Annotated in this window: 15 protein-coding genes; 4 read left to right on the forward strand and 11 right to left on the reverse strand. The window is 75.0% G+C overall.

Annotation, left to right across the window (positions count from 1 at the left end; genetic code table 11):
- Positions 1–131 precede the first annotated feature (131 nt).
- From ACFVUH_RS36245 to ddaH, 4 genes are all read right to left on the reverse strand, one after another.
- Positions 132–788, reverse strand: a complete 657-nt coding sequence (locus tag ACFVUH_RS36245; RefSeq protein WP_355371610.1) for a Tat pathway signal sequence domain protein — start codon at positions 786–788, stop codon at positions 132–134.
- Positions 789–988: 200 nt separating this feature from the next.
- Positions 989–2,194 carry a hypothetical protein gene (locus ACFVUH_RS36250; protein ID WP_387917823.1) on the reverse strand — a complete coding sequence of 402 codons (1,206 nt, stop codon included), beginning with the start codon at positions 2,192–2,194 and terminating at the stop codon, positions 989–991.
- Positions 2,191–3,687, reverse strand: coding sequence for a hypothetical protein (locus ACFVUH_RS36255; protein WP_387917825.1), 1,497 nt, complete (start codon positions 3,685–3,687; stop codon positions 2,191–2,193). Before ACFVUH_RS36255 ends, ACFVUH_RS36250 begins: the two co-directional genes overlap by 4 nt.
- Before the next feature lie 212 nt (positions 3,688–3,899).
- The gene (gene ddaH / locus ACFVUH_RS36260; protein ID WP_387917827.1) at positions 3,900–4,718 is read right to left on the reverse strand and encodes a dimethylargininase; all 819 of its coding nucleotides are present in this window, start codon (positions 4,716–4,718) and stop codon (positions 3,900–3,902) included.
- A 266-nt stretch (positions 4,719–4,984) separates the two neighbouring features.
- Between ddaH and ACFVUH_RS36265 the strand changes: the two genes are divergently transcribed.
- Positions 4,985–5,794 carry a class I SAM-dependent methyltransferase gene (locus tag ACFVUH_RS36265; RefSeq protein ID WP_387917829.1) on the forward strand — a complete coding sequence of 270 codons (810 nt, stop codon included), beginning with the start codon at positions 4,985–4,987 and terminating at the stop codon, positions 5,792–5,794.
- 35 nt (positions 5,795–5,829) lie between these two features.
- On the opposite strand, the gene ACFVUH_RS36270 is transcribed toward ACFVUH_RS36265, so the two are convergent.
- Positions 5,830–6,822, reverse strand: a complete 993-nt coding sequence (locus ACFVUH_RS36270; RefSeq protein WP_387917830.1) for an aldo/keto reductase — start codon at positions 6,820–6,822, stop codon at positions 5,830–5,832.
- A gap of 175 nt (positions 6,823–6,997) precedes the next feature.
- On the opposite strand from ACFVUH_RS36270, the gene ACFVUH_RS36275 reads away from it, so the two are divergent.
- Complete coding sequence (locus ACFVUH_RS36275) at positions 6,998–7,507, forward strand: GNAT family N-acetyltransferase (RefSeq protein ID WP_387917831.1); 510 nt, start codon at positions 6,998–7,000, stop codon at positions 7,505–7,507.
- A gap of 5 nt (positions 7,508–7,512) precedes the next feature.
- On the opposite strand, the gene ACFVUH_RS36280 is transcribed toward ACFVUH_RS36275, so the two are convergent.
- The 3 genes from ACFVUH_RS36280 to ACFVUH_RS36290 form a co-directional block, all read right to left on the reverse strand.
- On the reverse strand, positions 7,513–8,592 hold the full coding sequence (locus tag ACFVUH_RS36280; protein ID WP_387917832.1) for a hypothetical protein: 1,080 nt from the start codon (positions 8,590–8,592) through the stop codon (positions 7,513–7,515).
- 41 nt (positions 8,593–8,633) lie between these two features.
- Positions 8,634–9,398 (reverse strand): SOS response-associated peptidase, encoded by a 765-nt coding sequence (locus ACFVUH_RS36285; protein ID WP_387917834.1) that lies wholly within the window; start codon positions 9,396–9,398, stop codon positions 8,634–8,636.
- A 120-nt stretch (positions 9,399–9,518) separates the two neighbouring features.
- A complete protein-coding gene (locus ACFVUH_RS36290) occupies positions 9,519–10,892 on the reverse strand; it encodes an FAD-dependent oxidoreductase (RefSeq protein WP_387917835.1) in 1,374 nt (457 codons plus the stop codon).
- Between the two features lie 186 nt (positions 10,893–11,078).
- Between ACFVUH_RS36290 and ACFVUH_RS36295 the strand changes: the two genes are divergently transcribed.
- Together ACFVUH_RS36295 and ACFVUH_RS36300 are read left to right on the forward strand one after the other, a co-directional pair.
- Positions 11,079–12,830, forward strand: a complete 1,752-nt coding sequence (locus tag ACFVUH_RS36295) for an ABC transporter transmembrane domain-containing protein (protein ID WP_387917836.1) — start codon at positions 11,079–11,081, stop codon at positions 12,828–12,830.
- Positions 12,827–14,584 carry an ABC transporter ATP-binding protein gene (locus ACFVUH_RS36300; protein ID WP_387917837.1) on the forward strand — a complete coding sequence of 586 codons (1,758 nt, stop codon included), beginning with the start codon at positions 12,827–12,829 and terminating at the stop codon, positions 14,582–14,584. The genes ACFVUH_RS36295 and ACFVUH_RS36300 overlap by 4 nt, the downstream gene beginning before the upstream one ends.
- A 32-nt stretch (positions 14,585–14,616) precedes the next feature.
- Here the strand turns inward: ACFVUH_RS36300 and ACFVUH_RS36305 are convergent, their stop codons facing one another.
- From ACFVUH_RS36305 to ACFVUH_RS36315, 3 genes are read right to left on the reverse strand one after another with little or no spacing between them, the layout of a single operon-like run.
- Positions 14,617–15,600: a hypothetical protein gene (locus tag ACFVUH_RS36305; RefSeq protein WP_387917838.1), complete on the reverse strand. Its 984-nt coding sequence runs from the start codon at positions 15,598–15,600 to the stop codon at positions 14,617–14,619.
- 48 nt (positions 15,601–15,648) lie between these two features.
- Positions 15,649–16,812 carry a hypothetical protein gene (locus tag ACFVUH_RS36310; RefSeq protein ID WP_387917839.1) on the reverse strand — a complete coding sequence of 388 codons (1,164 nt, stop codon included), beginning with the start codon at positions 16,810–16,812 and terminating at the stop codon, positions 15,649–15,651.
- Complete coding sequence (locus tag ACFVUH_RS36315) at positions 16,809–17,849, reverse strand: hypothetical protein (RefSeq protein ID WP_387917840.1); 1,041 nt, start codon at positions 17,847–17,849, stop codon at positions 16,809–16,811. The genes ACFVUH_RS36310 and ACFVUH_RS36315 overlap by 4 nt, the downstream gene beginning before the upstream one ends.
- Between the last annotated feature and the right edge of the window lie 33 nt (positions 17,850–17,882).

Below are 17,882 nucleotides of genomic sequence, written 5' to 3' on the forward strand. Positions count from 1 at the left end.
CCACACCCCGGGGGCGCCCGTTGGGCGCCGCCGTCCCCCCCGCCCCAACCCAGGGGGGCGCGGGCGTGGGGGGGGGCCCGGCGGCCGGGGGGGGGGGGCGCCCCCCCCGGGCCCCCCGGGTCCGGGTGGGCTCAGTTCACGGAGACGGCCGGGCCGCCGGGCTGGGTGGAGTCGGCCATCGGGCCGTAGGTCGCGGAGAAGTAGCCCTCGCCGGGGCAGAGGCTGGAACCGGCGCTCTTGACGAAGTGCGCGTTGCGGAAGACCAGGGCGTGCGCGGTGTTGTCGGCGCTCCCGGTGAAGGCGCCGCTGAGCTGGTAGGTACAGGTGAGGGTGCCGAACCAGCTGTTGAGCACGGCCGAGGCCTGGATCGGTCCGGCCGGCCCGGCGGTGAGGGTGACCGGCAGCCCGGCGGAGTCGGCGACCGTGACGCCGTAGGCGAGGTTGCCGACCGTGAGGCTCTTGACCGAGGTGACGCCGGTGACGTTGGCCGTGCACGAGCCGAAGGTGAGGCCGGTCAGGGAGGCGGTGGCGGTGCCCGGCGCGGCGGGGTTGCTCAGGACCTTGGCGGTCAGTGGCGAGGTGCCGCAGAAGACCCCGGTCGAGCCGGTGGTGTCCGAGGAGAAGGTGGCGCGGGTGCCGGCGGCGAGCGGCGCCTGCAGGACGTCGCCGACCGCGACGGCCGTTCCGCCGGCGGTCAGCACGGACCCGGCGGCGGGCGCCGCGGCGGCCGGGAGCGCGCCGACGGCCAGGGTGGCGGCGGCCGCGGCCAGGGCAAGGCAGGGGTGCATGCGCATGAGGGTGCCTCGTTCTCGGTGAGGGGACGAGCGGGCGGACGGCCGGCTGCGCCGAAGGAAGTGGGGCCCGGTGCCCGGCAGTTGACTACGTTGTAGAGCGCTGTCCGCACACCGTCAAGGCATGGAGAGGCACTTGTTGACAATTCGTCAGCAGTGATCGCCCGAGGTCCTGCGTGGACGAGGGAGGCCGGGCGCTACCCGCGCGCGGCGCGGCGGTGGTGGTCGAGGACGTCCTGGCGGAGCAGTTCGGCGAAGCCGGCGGCCTCCAGGCGGAGGGCGAGCTGGGGTTCGCTGAGGTTCAGCGCGGTGGCGGTGGTCGGCAGGTGCCAGTCGTGGGCGGCGAGGCGGTCCAGCAGGTAGCCGCGGCGGATCTGGGGTTCGGAGAGGCGGAAGGTCTTGAGGTAGGCGATGCGGCCCTGTTCGTCGGTGATCGCCTCGCCGATGTGGTTCTCCTGGCGGGGCCGGAACTCCGGCAGGAAGCGGCTGAGGGTGAACCGGCCCAGGCGGCGGACGGTGCGGGCCCGGTAGGCGGTGTCCAGGAGGCCGCCGGCCATGGTGCCGTCGTGGAAGGCGGTCCAGGCGTGCTCCTGCTGGGCGACGGCGGCGCGCAGGTCGGCGACGGAGTTGATCGGGCCGGCCCCGCGCAGGTCGGCGCGGAAGTCCGGGACGGGCGCGGACAGGACGGCGTAGTGGTGGATCAGCTCGCCGTAGAGGTCCAGCAGCAGGGTGCGGTGCAGGGCGCGGTAGTCGTCGGGGTGCGGGACGACAGAAGCGGCGGCGAGGGCGTCGGCGACGTATACGAGCAGGCCGCACTGGCCGGGGTGGAGCTCGAAGACGCGCAGGGCGTCGGCGAGGCCGCGGACCTGGCCGCCGGAGTAGGCCTCCTCGGCGCGCGGGGACAGGCCGCGCCGCAGGGCCTGGTCGGACCACTGCTCCCAGGCGATGGACGGGCCTCCGAAGTGCAGCGCGAGGTAGCCCTCCAGGGCGAGGTGCAGGGGTAGGAAGCGCAGCCGGGTGCGGCCCTCGCGCTTGGCCAGCCGGCGCGGCACCCGGACCCGGACGCGCTCGGGCGGCGCGGCGGGCAGGGTGGCGGACGGCGTGCCGGACGGGCCGGCGGCGGGGTCGAGCCGGGTGCCGTACGCGGCCGCCGGGGTGCCGTCGTGCGTCCAGTCGGCGACGAAGCCGTGCGGGATGTAGGAGTGGTAGGTGGTGCGGCGGCCCACCGGGACGGCGGCGTACTCGGCTTCGTACAGCTCCTGGTGCAGCCGCAGGTCGGCGATCGGCTCCGGGCGGACCAGCGGGACCAGGCGCACCCCGCCCCACACCTGGGCGGGCCGGGTCTCGAGGCCGGTGAGGTCGAGCCGGAAGGCGGGCGGGCCGGCGGGGAACGCGGGGCTCATCGGACGGTTCCCTCCGGAGCGGCGGACAGGAAGCGCGCGGTGCGGGCCGCCAGGTGCGCCGTCAGCTCCGCGAGGTCGGTACGACCCTCGGCGAAGCGGGCGAACTCGACCAGGGCCGGCAGGTCCTCGGCGTCGCGCAGCCCGGCCGTGGGTACCGTCGGGGCGAGCCGGCGCACGTCGAAGCCCTCCGCGTCGTAGACCGGGTTGAGGTGCACGATGCTGGTCCGGCGCTCCGGGTCCAGCCGGGTGCGCCACACCCGCAGCACCTCGGCGGCCAGGCCGGGCGGGGCGTTGTCCCAGCCGTCGGAGACGATCAGCAGCCGCTGCGGCGCGGTGTCGAGCGCGTCCAGGATCCGGCGGCCGAGCGGGGTCGGGCCGGACGGGCGGGCGAGCAGCGCGTCGGTGCGCCCGGAGGTCCACAGCGCCGTGTACTCGTCGGCCAGGGCCTCCAGCAGGAAGTGGCAGGCGAGCGCGGCGGCCAGCGGCCGGCGGCGCTTGACGCCCGAGCCGTACGCCGACCAGCTGTCGTCCAGCACGGCGGTGACCCGGCCCCAGCCGCCCCCGGCAGACCCTTCCCCGGCAGACGCACTGCCTGCCGACCCTGCCGACCCTGCCGACCCGGCCGCGCGGGCGGCCCGGCGGGCCGAGCCGCGCAGGGCGTCGGTCAGCTCCGCGCGGCGCGCGATCCGGTCGGCGGGCGGCAGGCCCAGCACGTAGGAGGCGAGCCGGGTGAGCGGCATCCCCGCGAGGTCCGCGGCGACGGCGTCGGCCCCGTGGGCACGGGCCGACTCCTGCAGGCGCAGCCGCTCCAGGGCGGTCAGTCGGGGTGCGATCCGATCCAGGAAGGCGGCCCGCGGGATGCCGTGCCGCTGCGCGAAGGACTCGGCGACGGTGTAGGGGAGTTCGAAGACGGCGGCCTTCTGGTGGTGGGCGCGCCGCCAGGCGTCCAGCAGCGGCGCCCGGTACTTGGCCCGCCGGCCCGGGGCGTACAGGAAGTCGCCGGTCTCCGCCTCGGCGGGCCGCAGGTGGGCGTGGCGCAGCGCCCGCTTGAGCCCGGCGCGGTACTTGACGGCGTCCAGGGTCTGGTCGGGGCGCGCGGCCAGCCAGTCGCGCAGGATGGCGCGGGTGCGTCGGTTGTTGACCTTGGCCCGGCGCAGCTCGCCGATCAGCCGGTAGACCCGCTGCGGCGGCAGCAGTTCCAGCCGGCGGGCGATCAGCCGGCCCTCGGTGCGCCGCTGCTCCTCGGTGGCCTCCCGGGAGGTCTCCAGCAGCCGGCGGACGATCAGGGCGGCGTTGTGGTCGTTGATGTCGAGGGCGAGCGCGGCGGCGTACGGGCCCCGGTAGTTGACGCACATGTACGTGTGCAGGAAGTCCAGCGAGAGCTGCTGCTCGGCCGCCCCGGAGTGGAACTCGCGCTGGCCGGTGCCGGTGATCGCGGCGTTGACGAACAGCAGCACGTCCTCGGCGGCGACCAGGTCGCCGTACGTCTCCACCGGCCCGACCTCCTCCGTCCGTGCGGTCCCGTCCGTGCGGTTCCGTGATGGATGCCGGCCGGGGAATGGGGGCACGAACTGCGAATCATCGCTGTAGAGGCACGCTTCGGAAGTCGCGCCGGAGTCCCGCGGCCGGCCGGACGACCCTAACACCGGCCGGCCGTCGCAGGACACCGGATTTCCGCCGGCGGTCGCGCCGGGAAAACGGCAGGTCAGGCGGGTGCGCCGCGCAGCTCCAGGGTGCAGCACTTCACGCTGCCGCCCGCCTTGAGCAGCTCGGTGACGTCGATCCCGATCGGCTCGAAGCCCCGCGCGCGCAGCCGGGCCGCCAGCCCGACCGCGGCCTCGGGCAGGACCACCCGGCGGCCGTCCGAGACGGCGTTCAGACCGAAGACGGCGGCGTCCTCGGCCGAGGCGAGCACGGCGTCCGGGTACAGCGCGGCGAGCGTGGCGCGGCTCTCCGGCGAGAACGCGGCCGGGTAGTACATGATCTCGTCGTCGTCGAGCACCGCGAGCGCGGTGTCCAGGTGGTAGTAGCGCGGGTCGACCAGCTCCAGGGTGACCACCGGGCGGCCGAGCACGCGCTGCGCCTCGGCGTGCGCCCGGCGGTCGGTGCGGAAGCCCGTTCCGGCCAGCAGCCGCTCGCCGACCAGCAGGTAGTCGCCCTCGCCCTCGTTGGTGAACTCGGCCTGCACCACCCTGCGGTAGCCGCGCGAGTCGAACCACTCCCGGTACGCCGGGGCCTCCTTGGCGCGCTCGGCGTGCCGGAACCGGGCCACCAGGGCGGTGCCGTCGACGACGGTGGCGCCGTTGGCCGCGAACACCATGTCGGGCAGGCCGGGGACGGGCTCGATCAGCTCGACGGTGTGGCCGAGGTCCCGGAAGAGTGCGTACAGCTGCTCCCACTGGGCGAGGGCGCGGGCGGCGTCGGTCGGCTTCGCCGGCTCCATCCACGGGTTGATCGAGTAGTCGACCGTGAAGTGGGCCGGACGGCACATCAGGTAGTGGCGGGGGCGGGCGGTACGGGACACGGGCGGTCGTCTTCCTTCCGGCGGGGTGGTGCGGAGGGGCGGTGCGGCGTGGTCGGCGCGGTGGCGCTCTCCGGCTGCCCCGAGCGTGCCGGGCGAGGCGATCGCGGACGTGGCCGTGGCGTGCACGGGCGTCGGACGGTGGGGGTCCAGCGGGGGCGGCCGGGGTCGGCTGCGGGACACGCGGGCAGGAACGTGCCTGCAACGGCACGGCGCCCCGGCGGGGTGCACTGGCCGGCAGGTCATGCCGTCGAGGAGGAGGTCGTCGCATGGGGACGGAGACGGGAACGAGGGCGGCGGGGGCCGGGCCGGTCCGGGTGCTGGACGTCGCCGGATCGGACTACCGCCGGGCCTTCGAGCTGTTCCTCGCGGGCACCGACGAGAAGCCGCTCACCCACGCCCGGCTGGGCGAGGTCGTCGCCGGGCTGGACCAGCGCCGGATGCTGCTGGACGTGGGCGCCGGCGAGGGGCGCACCACCGCGTACCTGGCGCAGTACTTCGAGCGCACGGTGGCCGTCGAACCCAGTGCGGCGATGCGCGAGAAGCTGCGGCTGGCCTGCCCCGACGCGCTCGTGCTGCCCGAGCCGGTCGGCGCGGCCGAGCCGCCCGGGCCGGCGGACCTGGTGCACCTCTCGCACGTGCTGTACTACGTGCCGCCGCGGGACTGGCTGCCCACCGTTCGCCGGGTGCTGGACTGGGTGGCGCCCGGCGGGACGCTGCTGGTGGTGCTCCAGAACCCGGAGAGCCCCTGCATGCGGATGGCCGCGCACTTCACCGGCACGCGCTACGACCTGCGGCCGCTGGCGGAGCAACTGGCGGCCCAGGACGCCGAGGGGACCACCCCGGAGTACGCGTACGCGCTCGAGGCCCTCGACCTGCACTACCGCACCGACCGGCTGGACGAGGCGGTGGACGTCGCCGAGTTCATGGTCAACGTGGCCGACCTGGCCGCCATGGACCCGCTGCCCGACCGGGCCGAGCTGGCCGCCTACGTCCGGCACCACTTCACCCGGCCGGACGGTGGCTACGCCATCGGCCACACCCAGGACATGCTGACGGTCCGCCGCCCCCCGCGCTGAGGGGACGGCGGTGGGGCCGGGCGGGCCGGGTGCCGTCAGGCCCAGGGCAGCGCGGAGCGGGTGCGCCAGTACTCCTCGGCCGGCTCGGCGAGCGCCGCGAGGCCGGCCGGGCCGGCGGTGTCCACGGTGAGCCCGACGGCCTCCAGGTTGGAGGCCAGCTGGCCGGTGGTGGCCGCGCCGGAGAGCACCACGTCCGCCCAGGGCTGCGCGGCGACGGCGGCCAGCGCGAGGGCGTCGCAGGACGCGCCGGTGCGGGCCGCGAGCGTGCGCAGCGCGGCGGTGTCGGGGCCGGTGGCGTTGCGGTCGGCGAGCCGGCCGTTGGCCATGGCCTCCTTGACCACCACCAGCCACCCGGCCTGGTGGGCCTCGGCGAGGGCGGGGCCGGCGGAGGGCTCCAGCAGGTTCCAGGTGGACTGCACGGCGGCGAACAGCGGCCGCCCGTCGACCGTCACCTCCAGGGCCGCCCGCACCGCCGCGGCCTGCGCCGGGCCGCTGGTGGACAGGCCCACCCGGACGCCCTCGGCGGCCAGTGCGGCGAGCCCGGCGTGCAGCGCGGGGTCGGTGAGGGCGGGGCTGTCCGGCGTGACCGAGTGCACCAGGTAGACGTCCGGGAGGCCGCCGAGCGTCGCCCGGGTCTCCTCGATCTGGCGCTCGAACACCGCCGTCGAGTGCTCCTTGACCTCGTGCACCGGTACGCCGGACGCCCGCCAGTCGGCGGTGTAGGTGTAGCCCCACTTGCTGCCGACCGTCACCTCCCGTGCCGCCTGCGGCCGGGCGGCGAGCCAGCCGCCGAGGAACTCCTCCGCGCGTCCGTAGGAGCGGGCCGTGTCGAAGTAGCGCACCCCGGCGGCGAAGGCGGCGTCGAGCAGGGCGTGGGTGCGCTCGCGCAGGGCGTCGACGGTGCGCTCGGCGGGCAGGTCGAGGTCGCGGCCGAGCGTGATGTAGCCGGGCCGTCCGACGGCCGCGGTGCCCAGCCCGAACCGCGCGATCGACGGTTCGGCGGCTTCGGCGGCGGGGGCGGTCGGCATGGCGGGCTCCTTCGAGGCGTCTGCGGGTGCGGCGGACGGGGCGGTCCGCGCGCCGCTACCGAACCCTATCCGCCCGCGCTGCCCCTGACCTGCGCCGACGCCCTGCCGGCGGCGACGACCGCCGGCCTATGCTGCTGACCCGAATGCGTGATCACCACCACGGGGAGGCACGGCCATGGGCTACCGCATCGAACGGATCGGCCTGGAGGACGGGGAGCGGCTGCGGGAGGTGCGTCTCGCGCAACTGCTCGACACGCCGATGGCCTTCCTGGAGACCCACGAGACGGCGCTCGCCCACGGCGACGAGGAGTGGCAGGCCCGGGTCCGCCGGGTGAACGAGCCCGGCAGCGTCGGTCTGGTCGCCGTCACCGGGACGCCGGGGGAGTGGGTCGGTACGATGATCGGCTTCACCCCCGAGCCCGGCGCGGCGCTGCTGGTCGGCGTCTGGGTCGCCCCGGAGCACCGCGGTCGTGAGCGCGGGGTGACGGACCTGCTGCTGGACGCCATCGTGGCCTGGGCGCGCGACGAGGCGGGGGCGCGGCGCCTGCTGCTCACCGTGCACGAGGACAACGCCCGGGCCGCCGCCTTCTACCGCCGCCGCGGCTTCGCCTTCACGGGCACCGCCAAGCCGTACCCGCTCGACCCGGCCGCCAGCGAGCTGGAGATGGCCCTCCCGCTGGACTGACGCGCTCACTCCTCGGTCGTGCTCCAGCGGTCGAGCGTCCCGTACGCGTCGTCGTAGGTCAGCCAGGTGCCGTCGCCGAGCGGGCGCACATAGCTGTCGACGGGACCGTCGGGATAGTCGACCGTGCCCCGTATCTCCAGGGTGCGGGCGTCCAGCAGCCAGTGCCGTGCGCGCTCCGGAGCACCGTCGGAGTCGAGCGTGGAGGCGATGACGGTGTCGGCGTCGACGAAGCCGCAGCCGTGGTCCCAGCAGGGCGGGTCCTCGTCCTCGTCCTGCTCGGGCGTCCGTTCGGCGAGCACGGTGCCGTCCAGCGCGTGCAGCCGCAGGTCCGCGCCGCCGTGCTCGACCGTCAGGAACCCCGGGTGGCCAGGGTGGACGTCCGCCAGGATGCGGTCCAGCTCCTGGTTGACGCCCCAACTTCTGAGCTCCGCGCCGTCCCAGCGGGCCCAGTGGAGCAGGACGCCGTCCTGGCCCATGCCGATGCCGAGGCCGACGTGGGCGCCGTCCGGGTGGGAGAGCTGGAAGGAGCCGGAGGATTCGCTCCGCAGGGGCAGCCGGGCCAACTCCCCGCCGTCCCCGGCGTTCAGGACGACCCAGTGCTCGCGGCAGTTCCGTGCCGCCGAAGCGGAGGCGATGTGCGCCCACACCAGCCGGCCGTCGTCGGAGATCCGGCACGAACCGTGCTCGGGGCCGGGGCACGGCTCCCGCTCGTCGCCGGTGTGCGGGTGGAAGCCCCCGAATCCCCAGCAGTCGTGCGGGTGTTCCCACAGCGTCGACCCGTCCCGCGCGACGGCCCGCACGGCGCGCTGGTCGGCGAAGACCGCGAACGAGCCGTCGGGGCTCACCGACGGGCCGCCGCGCTCCCACTCGGGCCGGGGCACCGGGAAGACGGCGGCCGGCGCACGCTCCCCGGCGAACAGCTCGTCGAGGTCGTACACCTCCAACTCCCGCCCGTGCCGCAGCAGGGCGCGGCGCGACCCGCCTCCGCGGCGCTCCAGGGCGAAGCCGTCGACCAGTGCGGCGCCGCCCGGCAGCGGGACCGAGTCGCGCAGGTGTGCGGTGATCGACAGCGAGGTGATCGACATGGCCCGACGCTAGCGCACACCACCGACAATCCGGCCGCCGCTCAGGTGTAGTGGTCCCCGGTGACCTCCGGCAGCGGGTCCTCGACCGGGTCCAGCAGCCGCGGGCCGTCGTTGCGCACGCTGTTGACCGTCGTGGCCACCGGGCGCACCAGCAGCTCACCGGTCGGCGCGTGCAGCAGGCCGCGCACCTCGCCGGGGTCGGTGACGGACGGGTTCAGCCACTCGTCCAGGGTGTCGGGGGCGAGGGTGACCGGCATCCGGTCGTGGATCCGGCCGGCCGCGTCGGTCGCCTCGGTGGTCAGCACGGTGCAGGTGACCAGCCACGCGGCCGGGTCGTCGTCGTGCTCCACCGCGTGGTCGCGCCAGAACTCGTAGAGCCCCGCCATCAGCAGCAGACCGCCGTCGGGCCGGTGCAGGTAGTACGGCTGCTTGTACGTCTTGCGCCCCTCGGCCGCCGGGACCGGCCGCCACTCGAAGTAGCCGTCGGCGGGCACCACGCACCGCCGCTCCTTGAACGCCTTGCGGAACGCGGGCTTCTCGTGGGCCGTCTCCACCCGCGCGTTGATCATCCGCGCCCCGGAGCCGGGATCCTTGGACCAGGACGGCACCAGCCCCCACCGCAGCGACCGTACCTGCCGGGTGATCTCCCCGGTCTCCCGGTCGACCCGTTCCAGCACGCTGGGGACCCGGTCCGTCGGCGCCACGTTCCAGGACGGTGCCAGTGCCTCCGCCGCCGGCCACACGGACGCGCGCAGCAGGTCCGCCAGATCGGACGGGGTGGTGGTGGAGACGAAGCGACCGCACATGCGCCCCATCCTGCCCCCTGGCCCCACCGCCCGTCACGCGTCCCTGCCGCTCCCGCGGCTCCCGCCGTCGGCGCGCCCAGGCCGTGCTCAGGCCGGGATCAGGCCGTGCTCAGGCCGGGATCAGGCGGGGATCAGGGCGTCCCACTGGTCGCGGGTCGGGCCGTCGTGCGTCGGGGCGAACTCCGGGCGGGCGGCCAGCCAGGCGGTGACGTGGCGGTCGACCTCGTCCGTGCCGTAGGCGTCGGCGGCCGGTCGCAGGAGGTGGCGGACCTGGGCGCGGGCCCGCATGACGACGGGGTCGTCGAAGGCGCAGGCGGCCAGTGCGGCGGCGCGGCGGTCCGGGAGGGGTGCGTCGTCGGTGAGGCGCTGCTCGTTGGCCCGGTCGGCCGTCACCTGCGCGTCGTACCAAGGGCGCAGGGCCTCGGTGGTCCAGGCGTGGTAGCCGGTGGGGTCGGCGGCGATCCGGTCGGCGTGGGTGGCGAGGTGCTGGGCGGCGCGCAGACCGAGGGCCACGCCGTGGCCCAGGGTGGGGTTGGTGTGCATGAGGCTGTCACCCGCGTTGACCAGGCCGGTGACGACGGGACCGGCGTCGTCGACGAGGGAGGTCCAGCGGTTGTCCAGGCCGGCCATCGCCAGGACGGGGGACTGCGGTTCGGGGGCCAGGTCGAGCCAGGCGGCGGTGGCGGGGAAGCGCCGGGCGGCGGCCTCGAACACGGCGGGGTCGGTGAGCGCGCCGCGGGTCGGATCGCCGGTGGAGAGCACCAGGTTCACCGCGAAGGTGCCGTTGTCGGAGGGGAAGACGCCGGCGAGCGCGAACGGCGCGGCCGAGCCGGGCGGCACCCGGCCGGGGTCGCGCGGGCCGTCGGCGCGCAGCCGGTACCAGCGGCACAGATAGGCGATCCCGGCGCGGTGGCTCTCGACCACGGGCGGGCGGCAGCCGGCCGCGACCAGCCAGCCGGGCACGGGCGAGCGGCGGCCGGCCGCGTCCACGACGAGGTCCGCGGGGTGCGGTCCGGCGTCCGCCCGTACGCCGGTGACCCGGGGCGGACGGCCCGCTTCGACGGTGAGGCCGCGCACCCGGCTGCCCCGTCGCACCTCGACGCCGGCCTCCCGCCGTACGGCCGCCGCCAGGGCGGCCTCCAGCACGATGCGGCGGGTGCGCAGGGTCACCAGCTCCTCGTCCCCGTCGCGGTGCGGCGGATGCTCGTCGAACCAGTCGAAGTCGTGGTACTCCTGGGCCCCGCGCGCCAGCAGGTCCGCGTGGACGTCGGGGGCCTCGGCGCGCAGCACGGTGCGCACGGGGGCGAGGAACGAGTGCGGCTGGACGGCCTGCGGCACCCGCGGCCGGTCCCAGTGGTAGAAGTCCTCGTGCAGGTCGTCCCCGGCCTCGCGGGTGTCCTGTTCGAACACCGTGACCGTGTGGCCCCGCCGTCCGAGCATCAGTGCCGTTCCCAGCCCGCTGATGCCCGCGCCCATCACCGCAACCCGCGCCACAAGCTCTCCTTCGCGTCGTGTTGCGAAATGATCTTAGCGTGATCGGATCACCCGATCGGCGACTGGGCCTGGGGGTTGACCACCCTTTGACCAGGCCTTTTACCTGAGCATCCGTCAGATCGGACCCTGGATCGCGATCACCCGTGACCTTGATCGATCTCCGAGGCGGCGCCTAGGGTGTCCCACATGATGGACTCGTACGCGCATCCGGGTGCTCCCGACCACCGGAGCGCGGCGCGCTACCTGTGGTGGCTGACGGTCAGTCAGCGCCGGAGGGCCGTGGGCGGAGCGACGCTGGGCACCTGCTGGATGGTCTGCCTGATGCTCCCGCCGTACCTCATGGCGCGCGCGATCGACGACGGGCTGCAACCGGGGAACACCGGCGTCCTGGCCGGCTGGGTGGCCGCACTGGTCGGCGTCGCGGCGCTCAACGCCTGGCTGGGCATCATGCGCCACCGCACCATGACGCGGGTCCGGATGGACGCCACCTTCCGGACGGTCAAGGTCGTGGTCGCGCACGCCACCCGGCTGGGGGCTGAACTGCCGCGCAGGGTCTCGGTCGGCGAGGTGGTCAACATCGGGACGGGCGACGTCGCCCGGATCAGCCAGACGCTGACGATCACCGGCCCGGGCGTCGGCGCCGTCGTCGCGTACCTCGTCGCGGCTGCGCTGCTGCTTCCGGTCTCCGCCCTGCTCGCGGCCGTCGTCCTGCTCGGCGTACCGCTGCTCGCCGTCGTGGTCGGGCCGCTGCTGGAGCGGCTCCAGGGCGCGGAGGCGCAGTACCGCGAGCAGCAGGGCGTGCTGACCGCCCGGATCGGGGACATCGTCGGCGGCCTGCGCGTCCTCAACGGCATCGGCGGCAAGGAACTGCTGGCCGGCCGTTACCGCGACGGCTCGCGGGAGCTGCGCGCCGAGGGCTACCGGGTCGGCGCCGTGACCAGCTGGATCCAGGCACTCGCGGTCGGGCTGCCCGCCCTCTTCCTCGCCCTGGTGACCTGGCTGGCCGCCCGGATGGCCGCCGAGGGAACCATCACGGTCGGCACCCTGGTCGCCGTCTACGGCTACGTCGCCGTCCTGGTGGTGCCGGTCGCCAGCTTCATCGAGAGCGGGTACGACCTCACCCGGGGACTGGTGGCCGCCGGGCGGGTGGTCCGCCTGCTCGACCTGGCACCCGCCGTCCAGGACGCCGCGACCCTCCGCCCGGCCCCCGAGGGCCCCGCGGCCCTGTACGACCCCGACACCGGCGTGGAGCTGGCCCCGGGACGGCTGACCGCGATCGTCGGCGCCCGCCCGGCCGAGTCCGCGGCCGTGGTCGACCGGCTCGGCCGGTACGGCGAGTCCGCCGCCACCTGGGGCGGCGTTCCGCTCGCGGAGGTCGCGACGGCCGAGGTCCGCCGCCGGATCGTGGTGGCGGACAACGAGGCCGACCTCTTCGCCGGCCCGCTGCGCACCGTGGTCGGAGGCCGCTCCGAGCACACCGACGCGGCCATCGCCCGGGCCGTGCGGGACGCCGCCGCGCAGGACGTCGTGCAGGCCCTGCCCGAGGGCCTCGACACGGCCGTCGAAGCCGGGGGCGGCAACCTCTCCGGCGGGCAGCGCCAGCGGCTGCGCCTGGCGCGCGCCCTGCTGGCCGACCCGGAGGTGCTGCTGCTGGTCGAGCCCACCTCGGCGGTGGACGCCCACACCGAGGCGGCCATGGCGGCCGGGCTGCGCCGGGCGCGGGCCGGGCGCACCACCGCGCTCACCTCGACCTCCCCCGTCCTGCTGGAGCAGGCCGACACCGTCTGCTACCTCGCCGACGGCCGCCTGGTGGCCGCCGGTCCGCACCGGGCGCTGCTCGCCTCGCAGCCCGGCTACCGCGCGCTGGTCGCCCGCGGCGGGGACGCGCCGGAACCCGCCGGCACCGGAACCACGCTCTCCGAGGAGGCCGTCCGATGACCGCTCCGACCCAGCCGGGCGGCGGCGGCCTCCCGGTCGCCGGGGCCGCCGAGGTCCGCCGGGCCGCCGTGCGCCTGGTGCGCCAGGACGGCCGCGCGGTCGGTGCGATGCTGCTCCTCAACGGGCTCGCGGCGGCGGCCGGGCTGGGCGGCCCCTGGCTGCTCGGCCGGATCATCGACGACGTCCGGGGCGGGGCCGGGGCCGGCCACGTCGACCGGCTCGCCCTGGGCATCCTCGGCTTCGCGCTGGCGCAGCTGCTGCTGGGCCGCTTCGCCCGGTACACCGCGTACCGCTTCGGTGAACGGACCCTGGCCCGGGTCCGCGAGGACTTCGTCGAGCGGGTGCTCGGCCTGCCCGCGTCGGTGGGCGAGCGCGCGGGCGCCGGTGACCTGATGACACGCGGCACCGCCGACGTCGCCACCGTCGGCACCACCCTGCGCGACGCCGGACCCGAGGTGTCCGTCGCGCTCGTCCAGGTCGTCCTCATCCTGGCCGCCATGCTCGCGGTCAGCCCGCTGCTGGGCGTCTGCGGGGTGCTCTGCCTGTCCGGGATCTGGTTCGCCACCCGCTGGTACCTGCGCCGCGCCCACGCCGGCTACCTCGCCGAGGGCGCCGCCACCTCGGAGGTCGCCGAGGTGCTCGGCTCCACCGCCGCCGGGGCCCGGACGGTCGAGGCGCTGGGCCTGGAGGAGCGCCGGATCGCCGCCGCCGCCGAGGCGATCGAGCGCTGCCGGGTCACCCGCACCCACACGCTCCGCCTGCGCAGCGTGCTCTTCCCGGTGGTCGACTTCTCGTACGTCGCCCCCGTCGCCGGCATCCTGCTGGCCGGCAGCGCCCTGCGCGGCACCGGGGCGGTGAGCATCGGCGCGGTCGTCTCCTGCGCCCTCTACTTCTGGAAGCTCGCCGAGCCGCTGGACAAGGTCATGCTCTGGATCGACCAGATCCAGCGCGGCCACGCCTCCTTCGCCCGGGTCGAGGGTGTCGGCGGGATCGGCGCACCGGCCACGACCGGTGGCGGGCGGCCCGCCGACGACCGGATCGACGTGGTCGGCGTCCGCTACGCCTACCAGGGGGAGCGGGACGTCCTGCACGGCGTCGACCTGACGGTCCGCCCGGGCGAGCGGCTGGCGGTGGTCGGCCCCTCCGGCGCCGGGAAGTCCACCCTGGGCCGGCTGCTGGCCGGAGCGGACGCACCGCGCGCCGGCCGGGTCACGGTGGGCGGGGTGCCGGTCGCCGAGCTGGACCCGGCGCTGCTGCGCCGCCACGTCGTGCTGGTCTCCCAGGAGCACCACGTCTTCCTCGGCACCGTCGGGGACAACCTGCGGATCGCCGCGCCCGACGCCACCGACCAGGAGCTGCGCGCGGTGCTGGCCGCCGTCGACATCGACTGGGTGGACGGGCTGCCGGACGGGCTGGACACCGAACTCGGCGCCGCCGGATACCGCCCGGACGCCCAGCAGGCGCAGCAACTCGCCCTCGCCCGCGTGGTCCTGGCCGATCCGCACACGGTGATCCTGGACGAGGCGACCTCCCTGCTCGACCCGGCCACGGCCCGGCACACCGAGCGCTCGCTCGCGGCCGTGCTCAAGGGCCGGACCGTGATCGCCATCGCCCACCGCCTGCACACCGCCCACGACGCCGACCGGGTCGCGGTCATGGAAGGCGGCCGGGTGGTCGAACTGGGCAGCCATGCCGAGCTTCTGGCGGCCGACGGCGGCTACGCGGCGCTCTGGAGGTCCTGGCACGGCGCCTGACCGGGGGACGGCCGCGCACACCCGTGGTCCGCTCACTTCCTGGCGGGCCGGTCGTGGCCGGCCTTCGGCTGCAGCTTCTTCTCCTTCGTCTTCTCGACCTCCTGGACCTCCCAGGGGCCGGAGACGACGGACGGCGCCTCGCCGGAGATCACGGAGGCCAGGGGCTGTCCGGTCCCGTCGTAGACGGTGGCGACGTCGGTCAGCTGCCAGAAGAGGTTGAGCTCGGGGTACTGCCCGAGGTTCAGGTAGGTGCTGGAGACGAAGGAGGTCGACTGGGTGGAGACGGTGAGTTGCTGGGTGGTGGTGGAGGACTCGCTCAGGGAGGCGGAGACGGAGGCGCTGAACGGTCCCCAGCCGGCGCTCGCGCTCACGCCGACGGAGGCGTTGGTGGTGTCGGACTCCGAACTGCTGTCCTGCTTGCCCTGGGTGACGGTGTAGCTGACGGTCCGGCTCTCCCCGGGAGCGAGGCTGTACGACTCGCCCGTGCAGTGCCAGAACTGCTCGCGGGTGACGGCCCTCCCGAGCCCGACCTGGTCGTCCCCCGGCAGGGTCACCGGCGTGCGGGTCGTGGCGCCGTGCTGGACGAGACCGGTGGCCACCAGGACGCTGGGGCCGTCCTGCGGGATGAGCACGTCGGCGGTGGGCTTGGGGACCGGCCCGATGTTGTTGGGGTCCAGCAGGTCGGATCCGGAGAAGGTCATGGTGCTCTTGCCCGGCGGGTTCCGCAGGACGGCGGCGAAGGCACCGGAGTAGTGGGACTTGGCCAGCCAGCAGCCGTCGGCCCAGCAGTCCCCGCTGATCACCACGCTGCCGCCGTCGGGCTCCAGCACGAGCCCGGGCATGCCTGCGGTCCACAGCCCGTTGGCGGGCCCGCACAGGTTGCCGGACTGGTCGAGGTAGAAGAGGTCGAGCGGGATCGAGAGGTCGTTGATGACGAGGACCTCGGCCCGGGACTTCCTCGGGGGCGAGGCGAGGGTCCCGTCGAGGGCCGCCTGGTAGGTCTCGGTCATGCGCATGGTGGGCTCCGATCGCCTGCCGCGCGTCCGCGCGCGGAGCGGGGTCGGTCAGAATTCGGGCTCGTCGGTGAGGTAGTAGACCCGCGGACCGCGCTCGGAGTGGAGCAGCGCCAGCGGACCCTGCGTGGCCACCTTGGCGGCTGCCGGAAGGCCGAGGTCGGCGGTCAGGTCCCACCACAGCCGGTCCTCCTGCGGCCCCCGCCACAGGGCGAGGTGGTTGTCCTCGGCCACGTAGGACACCCAGGGGCGGCCGTCGCCGGCCACCGCGGACGCCACGAAGCTGTTGGCGGCCACCACCGGACGGGTTCCGTCCCCGGTCGTGCGGATCTCCTGGCTCCGCCACCCGCCGACCCGGCCCGCCCAGAACGGTTCGGACGCCCGGTTCCACAGTGCGACGCCCGCCAGGCCCTGGGAACTCGCCGCGGCCGCCAGCGGGCTGCCCTCCTTGGCCTGCCTGATGCTCAGCGGGGTGAGGCTCTGCCACCTCCAGCCGTGCTCGTCCCCGAAGCCCACCAGTTCGACGACGTTGTCCTCGCGGTCGGCGTAGTAGACGCGTCGGCTGTCGCTGCCCCAGCCCACGGCGGACAGTCCGCTGATCGGGGACGCGGCGGGCAGGCCGAGGTATGTCGTGAGATCGGTGAACCTCCCGGCCACGCCGTACTCCTCCACCTCGGTGAGGTGGTCGTTGGCGTCGAAGTAGTAGACGAAACGGCCCCGCCCGTTGTGCAGCGCGGTCAGCGGGCTCCACTCCGGGACCCGGGGGAGCGCGGGATTGGCGCCCCAGGTCCAACTACCGGTGAACTTCAGGATGACGAGCTGACCGGTCTCGTCCGCGTAGTAGACCATCATCGCCCCGGACCGCATCCCACCGGTCGCCGGCGGGCTGTTCCAGGCGGCCGCGGGCGTTCCCTCGGCACTGGTGAAGTTGCGGTAGGTCCAACCGCTCCCGTCGGTCGCGAACTCGCCGAGGGCACCGTCGGTGTTCGCGTAGTAGACCCGCCGGCTGTCCGTTCCCCAGCCGGTCGCCGCGAAGCCGCCGGTCAGGGAGGGGAAGGGGGCGGGTCTGAGGATGCCGGGGGCGATCTCCTTCCCGGCGGCGATGTTGAGGTTGGTCCACCGGAAGGAGCCGTCCGGCTCCCGGGCCACCTCGATGACCGCCGTGTAGCCTCCGCCCGGGGTCACACCCAGGGTGCGGGCATCCGTTGTCGTCATGACGGCCTCCGGCTTCCGGTGTACGCCTCCACGTCCGGGGCGGCACGGCCCGCGCTTCCGTGCTGCGCGAGGGTCGGGCGGGGCGCTCCGGCCGCCGGCCGTACGGAGACGAGCTCGGGCACGTCCGGTGCGTCGACGCGCTGCGCGGACGCGCCCGGCTTCCCGGCGTCCAGCGCGTCGACGTCGACCGGCCCCCGGACGACTGTCGGGCCCTTGGCGGAGACGACCGACGACAGCGGCGTTCCCGTCGCATCGAACACCGTGAGGACGTCCGTGAGCTGCCAGAACAGGCATATCCGCCCGTGGGCGGTGTCGTTGCTGTACTGGTTCGACGTGAAGCTCGTCGTCTGGGTGGACACGGTGACCTGCTGGGTCCTGGTCGAGGACTTGCTCAGCGAGGCACTGACCGAGGCGCTGAACGGCCCCCAGCCGGCACTGGCGCTCGCGCTCACCGATGCCGTGACCGTTCTGGTGTCCGAGGAGTTCGACTGCATCCCCTGCGTCTGGGTGTAGTTGACGGTCTTCTCCTCACCCGCCGCGAGACTGTACGACTCCGGCAGGCGCTGCCAGAACTGCTCACGGGTGACGGGGTTGCCGTTCGGCAGCGTGCCCGCGCCCACCAGGATCCTGGGTCCGTTCGGCGGGACGATCACGGCCCTGGTGGGTGCCGGGGTCTCCCCGAGGTCGTCCGGATCCAGCAGGTCGCGGCCCGTGAGGGCCACCGCGGCGTCGTCCTGGTCGGCCCGCCAGACCGCGGCGAAGGCGCCCGAGTACCCCGCCTTGGCCACGAAGTAGGACGAGGGGGCGAGGTTCGTCCAGGTCGCGCTCGCTCCGGGGTCCAGGACCTGGCCCGGGTGGCCGGGGGTGAGTTTCCGGGTCCGCGGATTGCGGCCGTACAGGAGGCCGTCGAGGCCGACCCAGTACACCAGCAGGTGCACCGGGGTGCCGTTGGTGACCGTCATGCTGGTCCGGCTGCCCCCGTCCACCGACACCAGCGTTCCGCTCAGGGCGCCCTGGTAGGTCTTGTTCATGCGCATGGGGTGGCTCCTTCGCGTGCGGGGCGGGCGGGC

Source organism: Kitasatospora sp. NPDC058032 (assembly GCF_042885845.1).
Lineage (GTDB): Bacteria > Actinomycetota > Actinomycetes > Streptomycetales > Streptomycetaceae > Kitasatospora.